Annotated in this window: 16 protein-coding genes; 14 read left to right on the forward strand and 2 right to left on the reverse strand. The window is 51.1% G+C overall.

Annotated elements, in window-relative coordinates; translation table 11 throughout:
* The first annotated feature begins 107 nt into the window (after positions 1-107).
* The 4 genes from NST07_RS02230 to sdaAA all read left to right on the forward strand — a co-directional run bounded on the left by NST07_RS02230 (position 108) and on the right by sdaAA (position 2,864).
* Positions 108-695 carry a DUF4269 domain-containing protein gene (locus NST07_RS02230; RefSeq protein WP_341089456.1) on the forward strand — a complete coding sequence of 196 codons (588 nt, stop codon included), beginning with the start codon at positions 108-110 and terminating at the stop codon, positions 693-695.
* Positions 696-718: 23 nt separating this feature from the next.
* Entirely contained in the window at positions 719-1,168 is a 450-nt protein-coding gene (locus NST07_RS02235; RefSeq protein ID WP_341089458.1) for a GNAT family N-acetyltransferase, read from the forward strand.
* 110 nt (positions 1,169-1,278) lie between these two features.
* Entirely contained in the window at positions 1,279-1,989 is a 711-nt protein-coding gene (gene sdaAB, locus NST07_RS02240) for an L-serine ammonia-lyase, iron-sulfur-dependent subunit beta (RefSeq protein WP_340895185.1), read from the forward strand.
* Positions 1,986-2,864: an L-serine ammonia-lyase, iron-sulfur-dependent, subunit alpha gene (gene sdaAA / locus NST07_RS02245; RefSeq protein ID WP_341089460.1), complete on the forward strand. Its 879-nt coding sequence runs from the start codon at positions 1,986-1,988 to the stop codon at positions 2,862-2,864. Before sdaAB ends, sdaAA begins: the two co-directional genes overlap by 4 nt.
* 25 nt (positions 2,865-2,889) lie before the next feature.
* On the opposite strand, the gene NST07_RS02250 is transcribed toward sdaAA, so the two are convergent.
* Entirely contained in the window at positions 2,890-3,192 is a 303-nt protein-coding gene (locus NST07_RS02250; RefSeq protein WP_341089461.1) for a hypothetical protein, read from the reverse strand.
* A gap of 69 nt (positions 3,193-3,261) precedes the next feature.
* Here NST07_RS02250 and NST07_RS02255 point away from each other — a divergent pair, with 69 nt between their 5' ends.
* Positions 3,262-3,456 (forward strand): YwbE family protein, encoded by a 195-nt coding sequence (locus NST07_RS02255; RefSeq protein WP_038585239.1) that lies wholly within the window; start codon positions 3,262-3,264, stop codon positions 3,454-3,456.
* A 221-nt stretch (positions 3,457-3,677) separates the two neighbouring features.
* Here NST07_RS02255 and NST07_RS02260 read toward each other — a convergent pair whose 3' ends face one another.
* Positions 3,678-4,490 (reverse strand): HNH endonuclease signature motif containing protein, encoded by an 813-nt coding sequence (locus NST07_RS02260; RefSeq protein WP_342480983.1) that lies wholly within the window; start codon positions 4,488-4,490, stop codon positions 3,678-3,680.
* A 254-nt stretch (positions 4,491-4,744) separates the two neighbouring features.
* Between NST07_RS02260 and NST07_RS02265 the strand changes: the two genes are divergently transcribed.
* The 9 genes from NST07_RS02265 (at position 4,745) to NST07_RS02305 (ending at position 18,733) form a co-directional block, all read left to right on the forward strand.
* Positions 4,745-5,227 (forward strand): hypothetical protein, encoded by a 483-nt coding sequence (locus NST07_RS02265; protein ID WP_341089463.1) that lies wholly within the window; start codon positions 4,745-4,747, stop codon positions 5,225-5,227.
* Positions 5,228-5,280: 53 nt separating this feature from the next.
* Complete coding sequence (locus tag NST07_RS02270) at positions 5,281-6,297, forward strand: LacI family DNA-binding transcriptional regulator (RefSeq protein WP_341089464.1); 1,017 nt, start codon at positions 5,281-5,283, stop codon at positions 6,295-6,297.
* A gap of 96 nt (positions 6,298-6,393) precedes the next feature.
* On the forward strand, positions 6,394-7,731 hold the full coding sequence (locus NST07_RS02275) for a glycoside hydrolase family 30 protein (RefSeq protein ID WP_341377132.1): 1,338 nt from the start codon (positions 6,394-6,396) through the stop codon (positions 7,729-7,731).
* Between the two features lie 298 nt (positions 7,732-8,029).
* Complete coding sequence (locus tag NST07_RS02280; protein ID WP_342480984.1) at positions 8,030-11,257, forward strand: cellobiose phosphorylase; 3,228 nt, start codon at positions 8,030-8,032, stop codon at positions 11,255-11,257.
* Between the two features lie 198 nt (positions 11,258-11,455).
* Positions 11,456-12,445 carry an ABC transporter permease subunit gene (locus NST07_RS02285; protein ID WP_341089467.1) on the forward strand — a complete coding sequence of 330 codons (990 nt, stop codon included), beginning with the start codon at positions 11,456-11,458 and terminating at the stop codon, positions 12,443-12,445.
* Between the two features lie 18 nt (positions 12,446-12,463).
* On the forward strand, positions 12,464-13,354 hold the full coding sequence (locus NST07_RS02290) for a carbohydrate ABC transporter permease (protein WP_341089469.1): 891 nt from the start codon (positions 12,464-12,466) through the stop codon (positions 13,352-13,354).
* Between the two features lie 114 nt (positions 13,355-13,468).
* On the forward strand, positions 13,469-15,157 hold the full coding sequence (locus NST07_RS02295; RefSeq protein WP_341089470.1) for an extracellular solute-binding protein: 1,689 nt from the start codon (positions 13,469-13,471) through the stop codon (positions 15,155-15,157).
* Positions 15,158-15,245: 88 nt separating this feature from the next.
* Entirely contained in the window at positions 15,246-17,150 is a 1,905-nt protein-coding gene (locus tag NST07_RS02300) for a histidine kinase (protein WP_342480985.1), read from the forward strand.
* Complete coding sequence (locus NST07_RS02305; RefSeq protein WP_342480986.1) at positions 17,147-18,733, forward strand: response regulator; 1,587 nt, start codon at positions 17,147-17,149, stop codon at positions 18,731-18,733. The genes NST07_RS02300 and NST07_RS02305 overlap by 4 nt, the downstream gene beginning before the upstream one ends.
* The last annotated feature ends 12 nt before the right edge of the window (positions 18,734-18,745 follow it).

The raw sequence follows: 18,745 nt of genomic DNA on the forward strand, positions 1-18,745 counted from the left end.
GCGCTCCCGCAGTGTGAATCCGGCATTTGTAACAGGCAATGATCAGGGCGACAAATCTTCTTGCATTCTATGAAAAAAGAAAATGATATATTACCTGGGAGGAACGTATGGCGGATCGTGTGAACTGGTTCAATATTGCCTATTTGCAGCAGGGCACGGTACTTCAAAGAGAGGTATACAATCTGCTTCAGGAACTGCGGATTATGGAGCTTCTTGCGGACTATGATCCGCTGCTTGCAGGTACGATACCTCTGGGAATTCAAGTGGAGGGCAGCGATCTCGATCTGATCTGCGAGGTACATGACCCCGTGCGCTTTACCGCCGAGGTTCACATTAATTTCGGGCAGTGCACTGGGTATTCCGCCGTAACCCGGTTGGTTGGGGGAATAACACGCACCAAGATTAATTTTCATGCCGGAGGCTGGCCGATTGAATTGTTCGGGCAAGCCAAGCCAGCGCGGCAGCAGAACGCTTGGCTGCATATGCTGGTAGAGGGGCAGATATTGGATTTGCTGGGAGAAAGCTTCCGCAAAGAAATTATTTTGCTGAAGTCAGGCGGAATGAAGACGGAACCGGCTTTTGCGAGACTGCTGAAGCTGGAAGGCGATCCTTATGAGGCGCTGCTGGACCTTGGCGGGCTTCGTCAAGAGGAGCTGGAATACATATGCAAGAAGGCTTATCCCTACATACAATGAACAATGGAAACGGGGGAGGAATATTGAAGTACAGAGCAATGGTTGCAGATGATTATGAGGAAGCTTATTTTTTATGGGGGAATACTACAGGTATGAACCTCAGCCAGGCTGACTCCCGGGAAGAAATTGTTCGTTATCTGGAGCGCAACCCCGGACTGAGTCTAGTCTGCGAGAATGAAGCGGGTAAAATTGCCGGGACTGCAATGTGCGGACATGACGGGCGGAGAGGGTATATGTATCATGTAGCTGTCAGCGGAGAATGCCGCGGAGCAGGAGTCGGCCGTGAACTGGTCTCCCGTTGTCTAGGCAAATTGCGGGAAGCCGGTATTGTGAAATGCCACTTGATGGTTATTGAGGGGAATGAGCTGGGCCGCAGGTTCTGGTCGGGCATCGGCTGGCAGGAACGGGACGGGATTGTTCTTTTCTCACAGGATACTGAATCAGGCGGAGAGATTTCAGAGCATCGGCCCTGATAATGATCTATCGTAAGGTGACATACCAATGTAATAGTGTAGCTTCTGCATTCGTGCAGTATAATATATGTGAGTATATTGTCGAATTTTGATAGGTGGCGATCTGAACTATGCGCTTTAAAGATGTATTCTCAATTATCGGCCCGGCGATGGTCGGGCCTTCCAGTTCGCATACTGCGGGAGCGGCCCGGATTGGCAGAGCAGCCCGTCAGGTGCTTGGTGAAGTGCCGGGCGAGGCTGAGGTCATTTTCTTCGGTTCCTTTGCCGCAACCTATCAGGGGCATGGCACAGACCGGGCAATTGCCGGCGGGCTGCTGGATTTCGCTACGGATGACCACCGTCTGCCCGATTCTATCGAGCTTGCACAAGAGGACGGGATGGAGATTTCCTTCCGGCAGGGAACGGGGCTGTTCCCCCACCCCAATACGGTTCGCTTACGTCTTGTCGGCCGGGAGACCGGAACAGAAATGACGCTTACGGGGATCTCGATTGGCGGCGGCAATATTGAAATTGTAGATATCGACGGCTTCGGGGTTAAGCTTACGGGAATGTATCCGACAGTGCTGATTAACCATATGGACTATTTGGGAGTACTCGCGAGTGTTACCGATGTAATGCGCAAAGGCCAGTTTAATATCGGGCATATGTCCCTGGACCGCAAGAACCGCAGCGGTGCAGCTTTGACAGTGCTGGAGCTGGATGAGCCAGCCACAGCAGAGCTGCTCAAGGATCTGGCAGGCCTGCCGGCCGTGAAGTCGGTGAAGGTTGTTGATTTAAACGAACCAACGCAAGTAAAGAAAGGGAAGGATAGCTCATCATGAATTTTCAAACATTAAGCCAGTTGGCGGTACTATGCGAGGAACGGGGTTTGGGTATCGGCCAGCTTATGCTTGAGGAGCAAAGCGCAGAGTCTGGACGTTCCACAGAGCAGGAGTTCGCCACGATGAGCCAGTACTACGGAGTGATGAAAGAGGCGGTGCACCGCGGTATGCACGAAGATACCACCTCGCGCAGCGGTCTGACCGGCCTTGATGCGCAGCGGGTTGCTGCCTACAATGAGGCGGATGAACCGTGTCTTGGCGGATCTGCCGGTACCGCGATGGCCTATGCGCTGGCTGTATCTGAAGTGAATGCGTCCATGGGCCGCATTATTGCCACACCGACCGCAGGCTCCTGCGGAATCATTCCCGGTGTATTTCTCAGCTGCCAGGAGCGGTTTGGCTGGGACGATGATTATATGGTGTCGGGCTTGTTCGCCGCCGGTGCCATTGGTTATGTGATCGCCAATAACTCCTTTGTATCCGGTGCGGAAGGCGGATGCCAGGCAGAGGTTGGTTCGGCGATCGGGATGGCTGCGGGAGCGCTGACCGAGCTGCGCGGCGGAACCCCGGCGCAGGCCGTGCATGCTGTCGGTCTGGCACTCAAAAATACACTCGGCCTAATCTGTGATCCTGTGGGCGGCCTTGTGGAAATACCCTGCATTGTGCGCAACGGCTTTGGTGCCGTTACGGCACTTGCCGCAGCGGATATGGCACTGGCCGGCGTGCGCAGCGTAATCCCTTCTGACGAAGTGATTAAGGTAATGCTGGAAGTCGGTTCCGCTATGCCTGAGAAGCACCGTGAAACGGCAGGGGGAGGATTGGCTCAGACCCCTACCGGGCGCCAGATTATGAAGGATCTGCGGAACAAGAAATAATCGGGTCACGCAAATACGGTATATATCAAATCATGCGGAACCGCTCCAACTGCTCCCATAATCCCTCCTGCCGGAGTATTTCCGGCTGTTTTGGACCCATAAGATCGAAATGGGGGAAGGGTTTGCGGTTGTGGATATACTGCGGCGGAAGACCATTCTCCGTACACCAGCGTTTTAGACGGGGCAGGTCACTGCAGCCTACTTTAGTCACTGTAGTAATTCCCGGAAAACGCGGGTCAATCCAATAATGTGTCAGAAAAGCGATCTCTCCTGCCGAGACTGCCTGTTTCCACCGGGTTAATTCTTCTCTGTTAATTCCGAAGGCCATAGCTGTCCTCATCCCTATTCTTTTCAGTAATTGTTGACTCCATTATAACCTATGAAAGGGGAGAAGATCATGAGTGGGCAATCCAGAGCAGACATCCGCCCCGGACTTGAAGTGGATATTGTACTCAAGCAAGACCAGCCAACAGGCAAACTTACGCATGGCACGGTCAAAGATATTTTGACCAATTCGCCCCGCCATCCGCACGGCATCAAGGTGCGGCTGACGGACGGACAAGTCGGCCGGGTTAAGAATATTACCAGCTGAATGAACAAGCCGTTGCATCCCTATTTTTAACTTTCAATAGCGCTCCTTTCGCCTGGCTACTGCTGCCTAACAGCACAGCAGCCACCGGCGGAAGGAGCGTTTATTGTTGTTTAGGCAATTGGTGTTGATCATTGGAGAGTAGAGAAAATTCTGCTTGAATTGGACAATATAATAGATCAAGCTAGATCAGCAGGTGGATTCCTAAAGCTGCCCCGCCGCTCTTAACGGCCCATAAATTCTTCTACATATTGGTCCGCTTTTGTCTGGTTGCATTGATTGCAGGCACAGACGCAGTTGTCGGGAGTGGTGTGGCCGCCTTTGGCGCGCGGCAGCAAATGATCAATAGTGTCTCCGTACAAGCCGCAGAAATGACAAGTATAGTTGTCCCTGTTTAGAATTAACGTCCGAAAATCCTTATTGCTGTACAGGCGGCGAATCGTGCGGCGGTTCACAACTACTGCGGCATGCTCTCTGACAAGGGTCACAGCCAGCTCCAGATCAATTTCCTGGTGCCAGCGGCGCCCCTTGTCGCTATGTCCGCGCATCAGAATCATCCCCTTAAATGAAGGGATCAGGGCGGAGGCGTCCTGCGGATCGGGCTTCGGTCCGAACGGCTGCGGCGATTTCCGCCGCTGCTCGGCTCCGCGCGGACGCGTCTTTCCCTTGACTCCGGAGGTAAGGGTTGCGGCCTTGCCCTCCTTGGAGCGCTCCGGCAAGGAGTGCAGATGGGTTTTGGGTGCAGGCGCTTTGGAAGCTGCAGAAGCCGGTGCCGATGGGGCCGGTGAACGGCGGGATGCAGCCGCAGGTCCGGGTTCGGAAGTCTGAGCTGAAACAGCGGACACAGACACAGCCCCTATACTGCGGAGCAGTGCAGGAGCGGATCCCGCTTCGCGGGCCTTGCGGCATTCCCGGCAGGCCCCGCGGCGGGACTGGCCCTTGGAGCGTTTTCCGGTCCGCCGGCGGAATTCGGCAAGTGGTTTTAGTTTATGGCAATAGGCGCATTGTTTGGATAAAGGCTGGTTCGTATCGGTCATAGGCATGTGTGGATGATGCTTTGCCAGCATCACCCAGTCCCCTCATTTTTTTATGGATTAGTAAAGACTTCCTGTTCAACAGATAATAACTTTAGTATAACGTAAAGTGCGCCTGTTCACACCGCAAGCATAAAAATTCGCCGATCCCCAAATTTGTGACATCTGTCTTAGCAGGATAGAGGAAGAACCTGTAAAATCTACTCAAAGCAAGTTAAGATCGATATTTTGGGACGATGAATGCGAGGGGATTAGCAATGATACAAGGCAGGAAAAGACCGGGTGCTGTAATTTTACTGTATATTCTTCAGGCTTTTCTGGGAGTCGGAGCGGTAGGGGGAGGACTGATGCTGCTGGCCGACCCCAGTGGTGAAATGATCGGGATGCCGTCTTCCGTGCTGGAGAGATCGCCCTTTGAGGATTTTGCAATCCCCGGCGTTCTGCTGCTGGTGATCTTTGGACTTCTGCCGCTGCTGGTGCTGTATGGCCTAGTCAAGAAGCCGGATTGGAAGTGGGCGGCCCCGCTGAATCCGTTCAGGACACTGCATAGTGCGTGGGCACTTTCCCTCTATATCGGCTTCGGGCAAATTATCTGGATCATGGTGCAGACCTACATGATGGACGCCGTATCCGTTGTCCATGTGATCTATACCAGCCTGGGCCTGCTGATTCAGGCTGTTACACTGCTGCCTGCGGTACAGGGGTATTTTATGCTGGACGGACGTGCGGAAAGACGTTAGAATGGCAGTGAACAAATAAAGGGCTTTCATTTGAGCCGGGGGAGTGCACCGGAATGACAACTATATATGATATTGCCAAAAGAACCGGTTACTCTCCAACTACGGTATCAAAGGCATTTAATAACTACTCCGATGTGCGGGAGAAGACGCGACAGGAGATTCTGCGGACTGCCCGCGAGATGGGCTACTTACCCAATGCACATGCGCGCACGCTGACTACGAAGAAATCATGGACTCTTGGCGTGCTGTTCGTAGAGGGCACAGGTGTCGGTATCCGTCATCCGTTTTTCGGCGCGGTGATTGAGAGCTTCAAGCAGGTTGCTGTGGCCAAAGGGTATGCCCTGATGTTTATCTCCAAGGATGTCGGCGGCAAGCAAAGCGGGTATTTGGAAAATTGCCGGATTCATGGCGTGGACGGAGTCGTGGTGTTTCTCTCTGATTATGAAGATCCTTATTTTCAGGAGCTGCTGGAGAGCAATATTCCCACGGTTATACTGGATTATGAGACAACGCAGTCACATACGGTCTGCTCGGACAATATTGCCGGTGCGCTGCAGGCGGTGGAATACCTGACTTCTTTGGGACACCGGAGAATTGCCCATATATCCGGGGGGGAGAATACATTTCCGGGCAAACAGCGGGAGAATGGATATAAGGCTGCAATGAAGCAGCACGGGCTTGAGGTACAGGAGGGGTATGTTTCGGTGGGGGCTTTTTATTCCCTGGAGAGCGGCTATGCCGCGATGCAGAGTCTTCTTGAACTGCCGGAACGCCCGACAGCCGTCTTTGCTTCGGGTGACTTGCTGGCGTTAGGCGCGGTTATGGCAGCCAAAGACAAAGGGCTGGCGGTACCGGCGGATATTTCCGTTATGGGTTACGATGATATTGAGCTTGCCCGGTATGTTACTCCAGCTCTGACGACTATTAGGCAGGATACGGCTAATCTCGGAACCCGTGCGGCTGAGATCCTTCTGGCTTCGATCGACGGCAATCAGCAAGAAATGGAGGCGCTTGTGCTTCCCGTCGAAGTGGTCGTGCGGGATTCCTGCGCACCGCCAGGCAATGAATAAAAGGAAGTTCGCCTCGGTGCGCTTTTTTTTCGAAATAATCGAAACCGGTTTCGATTATCATAGCATTCATAATTTATCCAAAAGGAGACAGACAAAATGACAAAGGTAAGCACAGTAGTAACCGCCAAAGAAACAGGAGAACGCTTAAGCCCCAAGGAGGCAATCCAGTTTAAAGCCCGTACTGCCGGACAGCAGGCCGATGTGCAGCTGCAGCCCGAGGTGGAATTTCAAAAGATGATAGGTTTTGGCGGCGCTTTCACTGAAGCGGCGGCCTATACTTTATCACGTATGAGTCCGGGCAAACGTGCAGAGGTTATACACCGCTATTTTCACCCTGTTGAGGGATTGAATTACAGTATGGGCCGCGTGCATATTCATAGCTGTGACTTCGCACTCGGCAATTACACCTATGTGCAGGAACATGATACAGAGCTGGCTACCTTTGACATCTCCCATGACCATAAGTGGGTGCTGCCGCTGATCAAGGATGCCATGGAGGTAAAAGGCGGACCTTTCACAATGCTGGCTTCTCCCTGGACCCCTCCGGCATGGATGAAGACGAACGGGGAGATGAATAACGGCGGTTCGCTGAAACCGGAATACGGGGATGCCTGGGCGCGTTATTATACAAAGTTCATTGAAGCCTACCGCAAAGAGGGCATTCCGGTATGGGCGGTCTCGGTTCAGAATGAGCCGGCAGCTGTTCAGACCTGGGATTCTTGTGTCTACAGCGCGGAAGAGGAACGGGATTTTGTTAAAAATCACCTCGGACCGGTCATGCACAAAGCGGGACTGGCGGATGTGAATATCGTGATTTGGGACCACAACCGCGATATTATGGTCGAACGTGTAACACCTATCCTGTCCGATCCCGAAGCGGCGCAATATGTATGGGGCAGCGGTCTTCACTGGTATGGCGGTGAGGAATTCGACAAGGTGGCCAAGGTGCATGAGCTTTTCCCGGATAAGCATCTGCTGTTCACGGAAGGCTGCCAGGAGGGCGGAGTACGGCTTGGAGAGTGGTTCACAGGAGAACGTTACGGGCGGAATATGATCGGTGATCTTAACGCCTGGACCGAAGGGTATTTGGACTGGAATCTGGTGCTGGATGAGACCGGAGGACCGAACCATGTAGGCAATTTCTGTGATGCTCCGATCATTGCCGATACGACGACAGACGAGGTGCACTATAACAGCTCTTATTATTACATCGGGCATTTCAGTAAATTTATCGCTCCGGGTGCTGTGCGGATCGGGCTGGAGTCCACTGCAGAAGGTGTGCTTTCCACAGCTTTCCGCAATCCGGACGGCAGCATTGCCGTGGTGCTGATGAATGAGAGCGGGGAAGAGCGTTCCCTGACCCTGGGTCTGGGTGCAGAGCTGGCTGAATGCTGCCTGGCGCCGCACTCCATTGTTACGCATGTCCTCTCGTAGGTCAGCATAAGCTCACAAAACTTAAGCAAATGCTTCCGAAGTGAGTTTTGTACGAAGTCAATTCAGGAAGGCTAGGCTCACAAAACTAAAGCAAATACTTCCGAAGCGAGTTTTGTACGAAGTCAATTCAGGAAGGCTAGGCTCACAAAACTTAAGCAAATGCTTCCGAAGTGAGTTTTGTACGAAGTTAATTCAGGAAGGCTAGGCTCACAAAACTTAAGCAAATGCTTCCGAAGTGAGTTTTGTACGAAGTCAATTCAGGAAGCATAAGCTCACAAAACTTTTAGGAGGGCTTGTCATGAGCAAATCTTATTTTGATGCAGGCAAATTTATTATGGAGCAATTTCACGAGAGTAAGCCGTTTGCCAGCTTTTTGCCCGGGCTCGCCGGGCTCAAGGGAATTCCGATGTGGACCTTCTATGTCAACCGGGGCCAAGGGGTCTGCAGCTTCGGGGTACGGGATAAAAACTCGCCGATCATGGAATTTTCTCCGGCGAATATTTCTTATAAAAATGTAGCGTCTTCCGGCTTCCGCACCTTCATCAAGCTGGGCAATACGCCGGAAATCTATGAGCCGTTCCAGTCGGCACGTCCTGATCCAGCAGCCAAACGGACCATGACCATCCTGCCAAACGGGCTAACCATTGAGGAAGCTCATGCCGGGCATGGATTGAAGACGACCGTACACTACTTTAACCTGCCAAATGATGATTACGCCGCGCTTATCCGGCGGGTGGAAATCGAAAATACAGGCACTGAGAAGCTGGAGTTTGAGCTGCTGGACGGGTTGCCGGAGGTTCTGCCTTACGGTGTGGAGAACAGCGGCTACAAGGAAATGGGCAACCTGCTGCGCAGTTGGATGGATGTATACAACCTGGAGAATGGCATTCCATTCTACAAGCTGCGCTCCAGCACGAATGATGATGCGGAAATCAGTGAAATCAATAACGGCCATTTCTATCTTTCCTTCACAGCTGAGGGGGAAATGCTGGCACCGATTGTAGATTTCGAGCTTGTGTTTGGCGGAAACACCTCGCTTGCCTACCCGGACGGCTTCGCCGGACAGCCGCTTGCAGTGCTGCTGGAACAGCCGCAATATCCGGTGAACAAGGTGCCTTGCGGCTTCAGCGGTACAGCACGTACGCTTGCTCCCGGCGGCAAGCTGACGCTGAATACGATCATCGGGCATGTCAACAAGATCGGGAAGATCAATCAGAAATCGGCGGAGATCTGCCGCGAGGAGTATATTACAGCCAAGGCGCAGGAGGCGGCCAGCCTGACCGAGGAGCTGACGGCGGATATCGCCACCCGTACCTCCTCAGCAGTGTTCGATGCCTACTGCCGGCAGTCCTATCTTGACAACTTTCTGCGCGGCGGCTATCCGTTTATCTTTGACAACGGGGAAGACGGCTTTGTCGTACATCTATACTCGCGCAAGCACGGCGATATGGAGCGGGATTATAACTTCTTCTCTCTGGCACCGGAATATTATTCCCAGGGCAACGGGAATTTCCGCGATATGAACCAGAACCGGCGCAACGATGTATTTTTCCATCCGCAGGTCGGCAGCTTCAACATCAAGATGTTCTACAGCCTGATTCAGGCGGACGGCTATAACCCGCTCAGTGTGCAGGGAACCAGCTTTGAAGTGCTGCCGGAGAATGCGGAGAAGCTGAACGGCTGGATTGCCGAAGCTGCAGCCGATCACCGGGAGGAACTCGTGAAGCTGTGCGCAGGCCGCTTCACACCGGGCCGCCTGATCAATTACATCGCCGACCACAACGTTACGCTGAAGGTAGACGAACAGCAATTTCTCAGCGGTGTGCTTGCCCTGGCGCAGCAGAATATAGAGGCTGCCTTTGGCGAAGGCTTCTGGTCCGACCATTGGACGTACAATCTTGATCTGGTCGAAGGTTATCTGGATGTATTCCCGGATCAACAGCAGGAGCTTCTGTTCGGGGATGAATCCTACACGTTCTATGACAGTCCGGCCTATGTGCTTCCGCGCAGCGAGAAATATGTGCTGAGCGGCGGGAAGGTCCGGCAGTACGGTTCACTGCTGGAGGACGAGGAGAAGCTGCACAGACTGCAGCGCAAAGCCGGAGATACCCAGTGGCTGCGCACGGAAGGCGGGTTCGGGGAGATTTACCGCACAAATCTGTTCGTGAAGATGATCTCGCTTGCCTTGAACAAATTTGCGACCCTTGATCCGTATGGTATGGGTGTGGAAATGGAGGGCAACAAACCAGGCTGGAATGATGCTATGAACGGGCTGCCCGGATTATTTGGTTCAGGGATGAGTGAGACGTTCGAGCTGAAACGGATGATCCTCTTCTTACTGGAGGCGCTGGAGAACGGGGGGGACGGCACCGAAGCTGTAGCGCTTCCGGTGGAGATGGCGCGGCTGCTGGAGCGGGTGCATCAAGCCGTGACGGTTATGCTTGCCGGCGGGACCAGCCAATTTGGCTACTGGGATACTGTGGCTTCGGCGCGTGAAGCTTACCGGGAGAGCATCCGGTTCGGAATTGCCGGTGAATTGGCCGAGGTCCCACTTACCGTCATCCGTGAGGCGCTTGGCAAATTCTTGCTCAAAATTAATGAAGGCATTGATAGAGCCGTAGAAATGGGCGGCGGGCTTGCTCCAACTTATTTCCGGTTCGAGGCCGTGCGCTTTCAGCCGGTGACGGATGAGGCGGGTAAACCGGTAATCAGCGGCTACGGCCTGCCGAAGGCTGTGGTGGAAGAGTTCGAAGCCTATGTCCTGCCGTATTTCCTGGAGGGGCCAACCCGCTGGCTCAAAACGCTGGAAAGCCCGGAGCAGGCCAAGGACATCTATACCAGAGTGAAAAATACCGGTCTATACGATCCAGTCACTTCGATGTACCGGACGTCGGTCTCGCTGGAGCAGGAGTCGAACGATATCGGGCGGATACGGGCGTTTACTCCGGGCTGGCAGGAGCGGGAGTCCAATTTCCTGCATATGTCCTATAAATATTTGCTAGAGCTGCTGAAATCGGGGCTGTACGAGGAGTTCTTCAGTGAAATGAAGACTTCGCTGATTCCGTTCCTCGATCCGGCTGTATACGGGCGCAGCACCCTGGAGAATTCCTCGTTCATTGCTACGGGCGGGAATCCGGACCCGGGCACTCACGGCCGGGGATTTGTAGCCAGACTCAGCGGTTCCACCGCAGAGTTCCTGAGCATGTGGAGAACGATGATGGCCGGAAGCCGTGTGTTCACAGTAGAGGATGGTGAGTTGACGCTGGCGCTTGCACCGGCACTGCCGGGCTGGCTGTTCGATGAACAGGGCAATCTGTCGTTCACCTTCCTGGGGGGCACGGAGGTCACCTATTACAACCCTAAACGGGCCGATACCTTTGGAGCAGAGCGGGCGGTGATCCAGAACCTTACGCTGGTCTACCGTGACGGGACCGTTACCCCGATTTCGGGAGCGCTGCTGCGCGGTGCGGAAGCTGAAGCCCTGCGCCGGGGAGAGATTGTGGCGATCCGTGCAGTTATGGGTTAAAGAGACTGAGCAAATGAGGAAGGCTGAAAAGGCCTTTCTCTTTTTGTGTGAAATATCTTAAATTCCGTCCTTATCCGAAAAATGAGCCCCTAAATATGAAAATTGCGGCCTTTCGGGGAACGCGGAATACAATTACAATAAATACATAGAGCTGTAAGCGCTTTAAATATAGATAGATTGGTTTTGGAGGTCCATATCATGGAGAACAAAAGAGGCGACGGAATAAATCCGGCGAAACGGCCGCTGATTCCTGCGGCAATCGAAACCGGTTTTGGTAACAGAAGGCCACTCTGGAGGAGATTTCTGGCCCAGCGCCATCTGCAGACAATGGCATTGCTCGGCGTGGTCTGGATGATCATTTTCAACTATATTCCAATGTACAGCATCATCATCGCTTTCAAGGAGTTTAATATCGTCAAGTCGATTTCCGAGGCCCCCTGGGTAGGTCTTACCCACTTTAGGGAGTTTCTGGCGGATGATAATTTTGGGAATGTCATGAAAAACACCCTGGGGATCAGTTTAATCAAGCTGTTTGTCGGTTTTCCTTTGCCGATCATATTCGCGCTTTTTCTGAATGAAGTCCGTTCGATCCGGTATAAGAAAACCATTCAGACGATTTCCTACCTGCCGCATTTTCTTTCCTGGGTAGTGCTCGGCGGGATTCTCGCCACATGGCTGGCGGATGTCGGGATCATCAATCATATCTTGATGGGGCTTCACTTAATCGACCAGCCCATTACTTTCTTGGCTGAGCCCAAGTATTTCTGGACAGTCATTATCTCTTCCGATATTTGGAAAGAGCTTGGCTGGTCAGCTATCATCTATCTGGCAGCGATCGCCGGTGTATCTCCCGAGATGTATGAAGCAGCAACGATTGACGGAGCCGGAAGGTTCCAGAAGATGTGGTATGTTACTTTGCCATCGATCAAATCGACGATCAGCATCCTGTTTATTCTTGCGGTCGGCGGTGTGATGAACTCCAACTTTGACCAGATCCTGGTCCTGCGCAATTCGCTTAATGACAGCAGAAGTAATGTAATTGATTATTATGTTTACCAGACCGGCCTGCTTTCGGCGCGTTTCTCTTATTCTGCTGCCATCGGGCTGTTCAAATCAGTTATCGCTCTCATTCTACTGCTGATTGCCAATCGAGTAACCAAAAAAATCAACGACACATCGTTGTTTTAGGCCAAGGAGGACCTGCACATGTTTGCACTGAAACGCAAAACAAAGGGCGAAGTCATCTTCGATCTAGCCAACAATGTCTTCATGTTATGTATATGTTTCATTACCCTATATCCTATCTGGTACGTGCTGATCAACGCCTTTAACGATGGCAAAGACGCCATGCTGGGCAATATTTACTGGTGGCCGCGCATGTTCACCTTTAAGAACTTCGAGGCGGTATTCGCAAGCCCCGGCATCATGCGGGCCATGTGGATTACCGTTGCTAAGACCGTAATCGGTGTTGTCGCCCATGTATTCTTTACAGCCATGGTAGCATACGCGCTTTCCCGCAAGGATCTGATCGGAGGCAAAATTTATATTCTGATGGGTACAGTAACTCTCTTCTTTGCGGGGGGGCTCATTCCAAGCTATCTGCTCATGCGGGATCTGCATCTGCTAGAGAACTTCTGGGTTTATATTATTCCAGTGTTGTTCAGCTTCTATGATCTAATCATCCTGATGACCTTCTTCAGGGAAATTCCAGACGGATTAGAAGAGGCGGCCCGGATTGACGGGGCCAATGACTGGTCGATCTTCCTGCGGATTGTACTGCCGGTGTCGATGCCCGTTCTTGCTACGATTGCACTATTCCATGGTGTGTATCAATGGAATGACTATTTTACAGGGATGATCTATATCAACAATGAAAATATGCAGCCCATTCAGACCTATTTGTACCGTGTGGTGGCCCAGTCCAGTTCAAACCAGATGATGGTTGCCGTTCAGGGCAGCGCCCTTACCAAAACGGTAACGTCACAGTCGATTAAATTAGCTACCATGGTGGTCACTACACTTCCAATTGTGTTTGTATACCCGTTCCTGCAGCGTTATTTTGTCAAGGGAATGATGATTGGCTCGATCAAGGGCTAAAAGTGACCTGTAAAACAAAGCTTCGGCACACCAAGGTAACTCCTCCAGTCGTTTCGCAACGGTTCTGGGGTTATAGCTTATAATTACACATTCTCAGAAAAGGGGTAATAAAGCATGGGAATCAAACGTAAGCCAAAGAAAATGGTGCTTCTGCTGTTGACATTAATTATGTCACTTTCAACAGCAGCCTGTTCCAGCGGCAATGGTGACAAGAATAACGAGGGTAAGGCTAATAACGGAAAAGCGGCGAATGCGTCAGCAACAGCAGAGGCGACCAAAGCACCCGTATCTGCGGATGAACCCGGATGGAAGTCCGATACTTCTCCGATTACCTTTGACTGGTATCTAAATTTCGCCTGGTTCCCTAATAAATGGGGTGTAGACCCAACCTCCCAATATATTACCAAAAAAACCGGTGTAGATATTAACTTCATCGTTCCTGCAGGTAATGAAAATGAAAAACTGAATACCCTTATGGCTTCCGGTAAGCTGCCCGACTTCATCACGCTGGGCTGGTACGAAGATGCTGTTAAGAAAATGATCGAAGGCGAGCTTGTGCTTCCGCTTAATAAGCTGGCTGATGAATATGACCCTTATTTCTACAAAGTATCCGATCCAGACAAGTTAGGCTGGTATACGCAAGCGGATGGTAATGTTTACGGCTATCCTAATGCTTCCTCTTCTCCAGCCGACTACGAGAAATATGGCGATAAATATGTATCCAACCAAACCTTCGTTGTCCGCAAGGATATGTATGAAGCTATCGGCAGCCCGGACATGCGCACACCGGAAGGATTCCTGAACGCACTGAAGGCTGCAAAAGAGAAATTCCCTGATATCAATGGACAACCGATGATTCCGCTGGGTCTGCATGAGTTTACCGCAACCGGTAACGATTCGTTGGAGCAATACATTCAGAACTTCCTGGCGATCCCAAGAGAAAAAGACGGCAAGCTGTACAACCGCGAGACAGATCCAGAATATATCAGATGGATGAAGACACTTCGCCAAGCTAATCAGGACGGACTGCTGGCCAAGGATATCTTTATCGACAAACGTCCGCAAATGGAAGAAAAAATTGCTCAAGGCCGTTATTTCGCAATGCTGTATCAACGTACCGACTTTGCAACACAGCTTGGCACCCTGTATCAGCAAGATCCGAATAAAATCTATATCGCTGTAGACGGACCGGCTAACACGAACCTGGATGCGCCTACGCTGAACGGGCCTGCTATTTCCGGCTGGACAGTAACCCTTATCTCCAAAGATGTGAAGGATAAAGCCCGTGCCATTAAGTTCCTCAGCTACCTGAACAGTGAAGAAGGCAATAAAGATCTTTACTTAGGGGAAAAAGGTGTGAGCTATGATACCATTGATGGCAAAGATCAATTCAAACCCGAAGTATTTGAACTGATGAATAAAGACCGTTCGGCATTCGACAAGAAATACGGCTCCTCCTTTACCTTCTGGATGCTGATGAATAACAATATCGCAGATCAATGGGCACCTAAATCGGTAGAGCCTTTCAAACAGCTTGAAGACTGGACCCGGGGAAAAACACACAGTATCTCCGAGTTTGACCAGATTGATCCATTGGCCAACTCTCCAGAAGGGATTATATTAGCCAAAGTTAAAGAGCTGCGCAGCAAAACACTGCCGAAGCTGCTAATGGCTTCTTCGGACGGGGAATTCGACAAAATTTGGACAGAGTACATCGACAAACAAAAGGATCTGGGCCTTGAAAAGGTGCAGGCCTTCCAACAAACGAAATATGAAGAGAACAAGAAAAAACTCGGTATGTAAAAAAGAATAGTCCAAAACGCCCGCTGACCGCGGGCTTTTGGGCGTTTAAAATAAGTAGTCGTACTAACGGTGAGGTGAACGTTACAGCGTGAGACTGGGCAAGCGTACTGGAGCTATATGGGAATCTTTTTTTTATTGGTGGGGGCGGCGTTCACTGCAAAGCCGCTTAATCGCCGCATATATTTTTATTATTTTGGGCCCCTGTTTAATGGTGTCCTTTTATTCATATAAGGCCATCAATAATACTTACGTCAAGGATGCAGTCGACAAGAACAGCTATCTGCTGCAGATGGAGAAGCTGCATATCAATAATCAGATCGAAGTGATGGAACGTGCGGTTCAAATGGCCTATGAGGATAAGGAGGTAAAGGATTATCTGGCAAATACAGAAGAACCGGATCTGGTAGAGCTGGTAGACTTTAACACCAATGTCTTTAGGAATATTACACGTGTCCAATATAACAATCCGAACATCGAACACTTGCGCTTGTATTCAAATAGTAATGTTCATGAGATGTGGCCCATTATCTTCCGTGAAAGCCGTGTAGCCTCTGAGCCTTGGTACCAGAAAGCAGAAAAGCTGAAGGGGCAGTTTTCTTGGTCTTTTCTAAATAGTGACCGGGATCTGCTGGAGCGTTTTTACGGACAAAAACCAAAGCTTGTGCCAAAAGTATCGCTACTGCGTGAAATGAGCATCCCAGAGGATAACCATATCGGAATGGTGCAAGTTGATATGCTGCTGGAGCGGTTTACACCTAAGACTTATACAACTATACAGGATAGCCAATCTCAAATGTTTCTGGTCGATGGGGAAATGCAGCTGTTTACGCGGCCGGATCACTCTTTTCTGCAAGAGAACAGGAAGATGGCTGCAGCAATTACGGATCGTCTGCAATCGTATAATAAGACAGGGGATTGGGATATGCACTATACGGAGAACGGGAAGTCTTTTCTGCTTATAAACACTCCGCTGGACCGGATTAATGCGCACCTGCTCAATGTAGTCTCTATGGAAGGCGTCATGAAGGAGATTTCACATACACGGAATTTAATTATCGGCGTTAACATCGGTTTTATTATATTAGTGACCGCTATTGCTTACGTGCTTAATGCATTTATTCTTAAGAACTTGCGCCGCTTGACCGAAACGATGAAAAAAGTGCGCAGAGGTGAGGCATACACGGGGATTACGATCCGGGGCGGCGGGGAAGTGGGCGAACTCGCGCATCATTTCTCAAAGCTGATGAATACGATCAATACTTTAGTTGCTCAGGCCGTACAAAAGCAAGCACTATCCAAGGAGGCTGAGCTTCGTACATTACACAACCAGATCGATGCCCATTTTCTGTATAATACACTCGAAAATATTAAAATGCTGGCTGAAATGGAGAATCAGCGTACGATCTCCGATGCACTGACCTCACTCGGCGGTATGATGCGTTATAATTTCAAATGGTCTGGCGAGTATGTGAAGCTGCGTGATGAAGTCCGCCATATCGAAAATTACATTGAAGTGATGAATATCCGCTTCGAGTATCCTATTGTTTTGAAGCTTCGCATTGAAGCTCACTATTTAGAGCTGGAGGTGCTGAAGATGTCTTTGCAGCCTATAGTTGAGAACAGTGTTAAGCATGCCTGGACCGGAGATAAAGAGGAAATGAAGGAGAGAATCATCTGTATTGATATCTCGGAATCCGAAGGTGATATCTTTATAGCTGTCCATGATAATGGGATCGGGCTTACAGCGGAGCGGCAGGCCACTTTGAACGAGAGCGTGTACGCTGTCAAAGAAGAGCAGCCGGCCGCAAGCTTTAGCGGTACGGGAGCCAGTAATCCTAGAGCAAGCGGAATCGGGCTAAGGAATGTGCACCAGCGGCTGCAGCTGTTTTATGGCGGCGCTTACGGGCTGGAAGTGCAGAGTGAGCCAGGGAAATGGACTACGGTCTTCATGACGCTGCCTAAAGTTCTTTTGACGGGGGATAAACAACCATGATGAAACTGCTGATTGTAGATGATGAAAGAATGATCCGCCAGGGCCTGCAAGCGATGATCGAAAGGGAATATCCGTCGCAGTATAGTATTGTGCTGGCAGGTAATGGTACGGAGGCGCTGGAGCTGTTCAGGCAGGAACACAGAGACATTATTATTACGGATATCCGCATGCCGGTCATGGATGGCATTGCACTGCTGGAGCACTTGTCTGCGGAGGCAGCGCCGGGTGAAGACCCGGCTGTTATCATCCTGAGCGGCTATGATGATTTTGAATATGCCAAAAGTGCTATCCGCTACCGTGCCAAAGATTACTTGCTAAAGCCTATCCGCCGGGATGAGCTGTTCAGTATTCTGGAGCAAATCGTTCAGGAGAAGAAGGAGCGTGAGTCCGGCGTCCACAGACTGGAGCTGGAAACGGAGGGTTTCCGCAGGGAGCTGCGTTCGGCCCGTTTGAAGGGACTACTGATGCCGCAGAGGGTGCAGCCATCGCCCGAACAGCAAGAGGAACTGGGCCGGTTGGAGCTGCCTTTTACAGTTGGTGTACTGAATTATTATTACAGTGACGGTGCGCGAATGAAGCCGGAGGAAGTGCAGGGGATGGCCGAACGGCTGGTCGGTCCGCTGGAACAGAAATTTATCGAGATTCTGAAGGATTGGGAGGGGAAGCTGGTGCTGTTCGGCAGCAGCAGGGAAGGTTTTCTGGAGCTGTCCCGGCAAGCCGGGGCCAGGGAGCCGAAGGGGCTGCTCATCGGTATAGGCAGCACAGGCCGCAGTCCGGAGGAATTCCAGACCTGCTACAAAGAGGCTTGCCGCGCGCTGCAGTATACCTTCCTGTCCCCGCAGGCAAGCTTCATGGATTATGCCGATATCCAGGCCAACCGGCTTAACTTTCCGTCACCGGACGAGGAGCTGCGCAAGCTGCTCAACATGCTGGGCACAGACCGTGAGAAGGAGATCAGGAGTCTTTTGGGCGTTATTTTTCAGATCGAGCATTTGCCGCAATTGGATTTGGCTTACCTGGAGAGTGTAGGCCGGAGTATGAATGAACGTGTGCTGGATGAGGTGTTCCGGGTACACGGAGAGGCCTCCGTAGAGGTGCTGAAGCTTTACCGTACGGTCGGTGATTTGTACAATTACCGCCATTTCCATGACTATTACCGTGCACTGGAGCATTTGCTCATCAGTATAAACGATTATATTATAGGCATTAGGACTGCTCATAGTGAGCATGCCGATATGGAAGAGGCACTGGCTTACATCGAGGAGCATTATTCCCGCCCGCTGAATATGGCGATGGTCAGCAATTACGTTTCGCTTAGCTACTCCTATTTCAGTGAAGCCTTTAAGGCTTATACCGGCGAGAGCTTTGTCGTATACTTGAAAAAGGTCCGTATTCGCCATGCAAAGAAACTATTGTCCGAAAACCGTGTCAAGCTGGCGGAGGTGTCTGAGGCTGTCGGGTTCGAGAACAGCAAGCAGTTTGCCCGCGTATTTAAAGAGCTGGAGGGCATCTCCCCGGGTGAATACCGGATGAAGCAGCTGGAGAGGCTGCCTTCCCGTGCAGATAACAAGGAATTCTATTAGCCTAGCTGTTTG

The organism is Paenibacillus sp. FSL L8-0340 (assembly GCF_038593145.1).
Taxonomy (GTDB): Bacteria; Bacillota; Bacilli; order Paenibacillales; family Paenibacillaceae; genus Paenibacillus_AQ.

Coding starts and splice junctions, on each gene's coding strand:
- NST07_RS02295 (WP_341089470.1), top strand. CDS start 13,469: ATGGGAATCAAACGTAAGCCAAAGAAAATGGTGCTTCTGCTGTTGACA.
- NST07_RS02290 (WP_341089469.1), top strand. CDS start 12,464: ATGTTTGCACTGAAACGCAAAACAAAGGGCGAAGTCATCTTCGATCTA.
- NST07_RS02275 (WP_341377132.1), top strand. CDS start 6,394: ATGACAAAGGTAAGCACAGTAGTAACCGCCAAAGAAACAGGAGAACGC.
- NST07_RS02250 (WP_341089461.1), bottom strand. CDS start 3,192: ATGGCCTTCGGAATTAACAGAGAAGAATTAACCCGGTGGAAACAGGCA.
- sdaAB (WP_340895185.1), top strand. CDS start 1,279: ATGCGCTTTAAAGATGTATTCTCAATTATCGGCCCGGCGATGGTCGGG.
- NST07_RS02255 (WP_038585239.1), top strand. CDS start 3,262: ATGAGTGGGCAATCCAGAGCAGACATCCGCCCCGGACTTGAAGTGGAT.
- NST07_RS02230 (WP_341089456.1), top strand. CDS start 108: ATGGCGGATCGTGTGAACTGGTTCAATATTGCCTATTTGCAGCAGGGC.
- sdaAA (WP_341089460.1), top strand. CDS start 1,986: ATGAATTTTCAAACATTAAGCCAGTTGGCGGTACTATGCGAGGAACGG.
- NST07_RS02285 (WP_341089467.1), top strand. CDS start 11,456: ATGGAGAACAAAAGAGGCGACGGAATAAATCCGGCGAAACGGCCGCTG.
- NST07_RS02305 (WP_342480986.1), top strand. CDS start 17,147: ATGATGAAACTGCTGATTGTAGATGATGAAAGAATGATCCGCCAGGGC.
- NST07_RS02280 (WP_342480984.1), top strand. CDS start 8,030: ATGAGCAAATCTTATTTTGATGCAGGCAAATTTATTATGGAGCAATTT.
- NST07_RS02260 (WP_342480983.1), bottom strand. CDS start 4,490: ATGACCGATACGAACCAGCCTTTATCCAAACAATGCGCCTATTGCCAT.
- NST07_RS02270 (WP_341089464.1), top strand. CDS start 5,281: ATGACAACTATATATGATATTGCCAAAAGAACCGGTTACTCTCCAACT.
- NST07_RS02265 (WP_341089463.1), top strand. CDS start 4,745: ATGATACAAGGCAGGAAAAGACCGGGTGCTGTAATTTTACTGTATATT.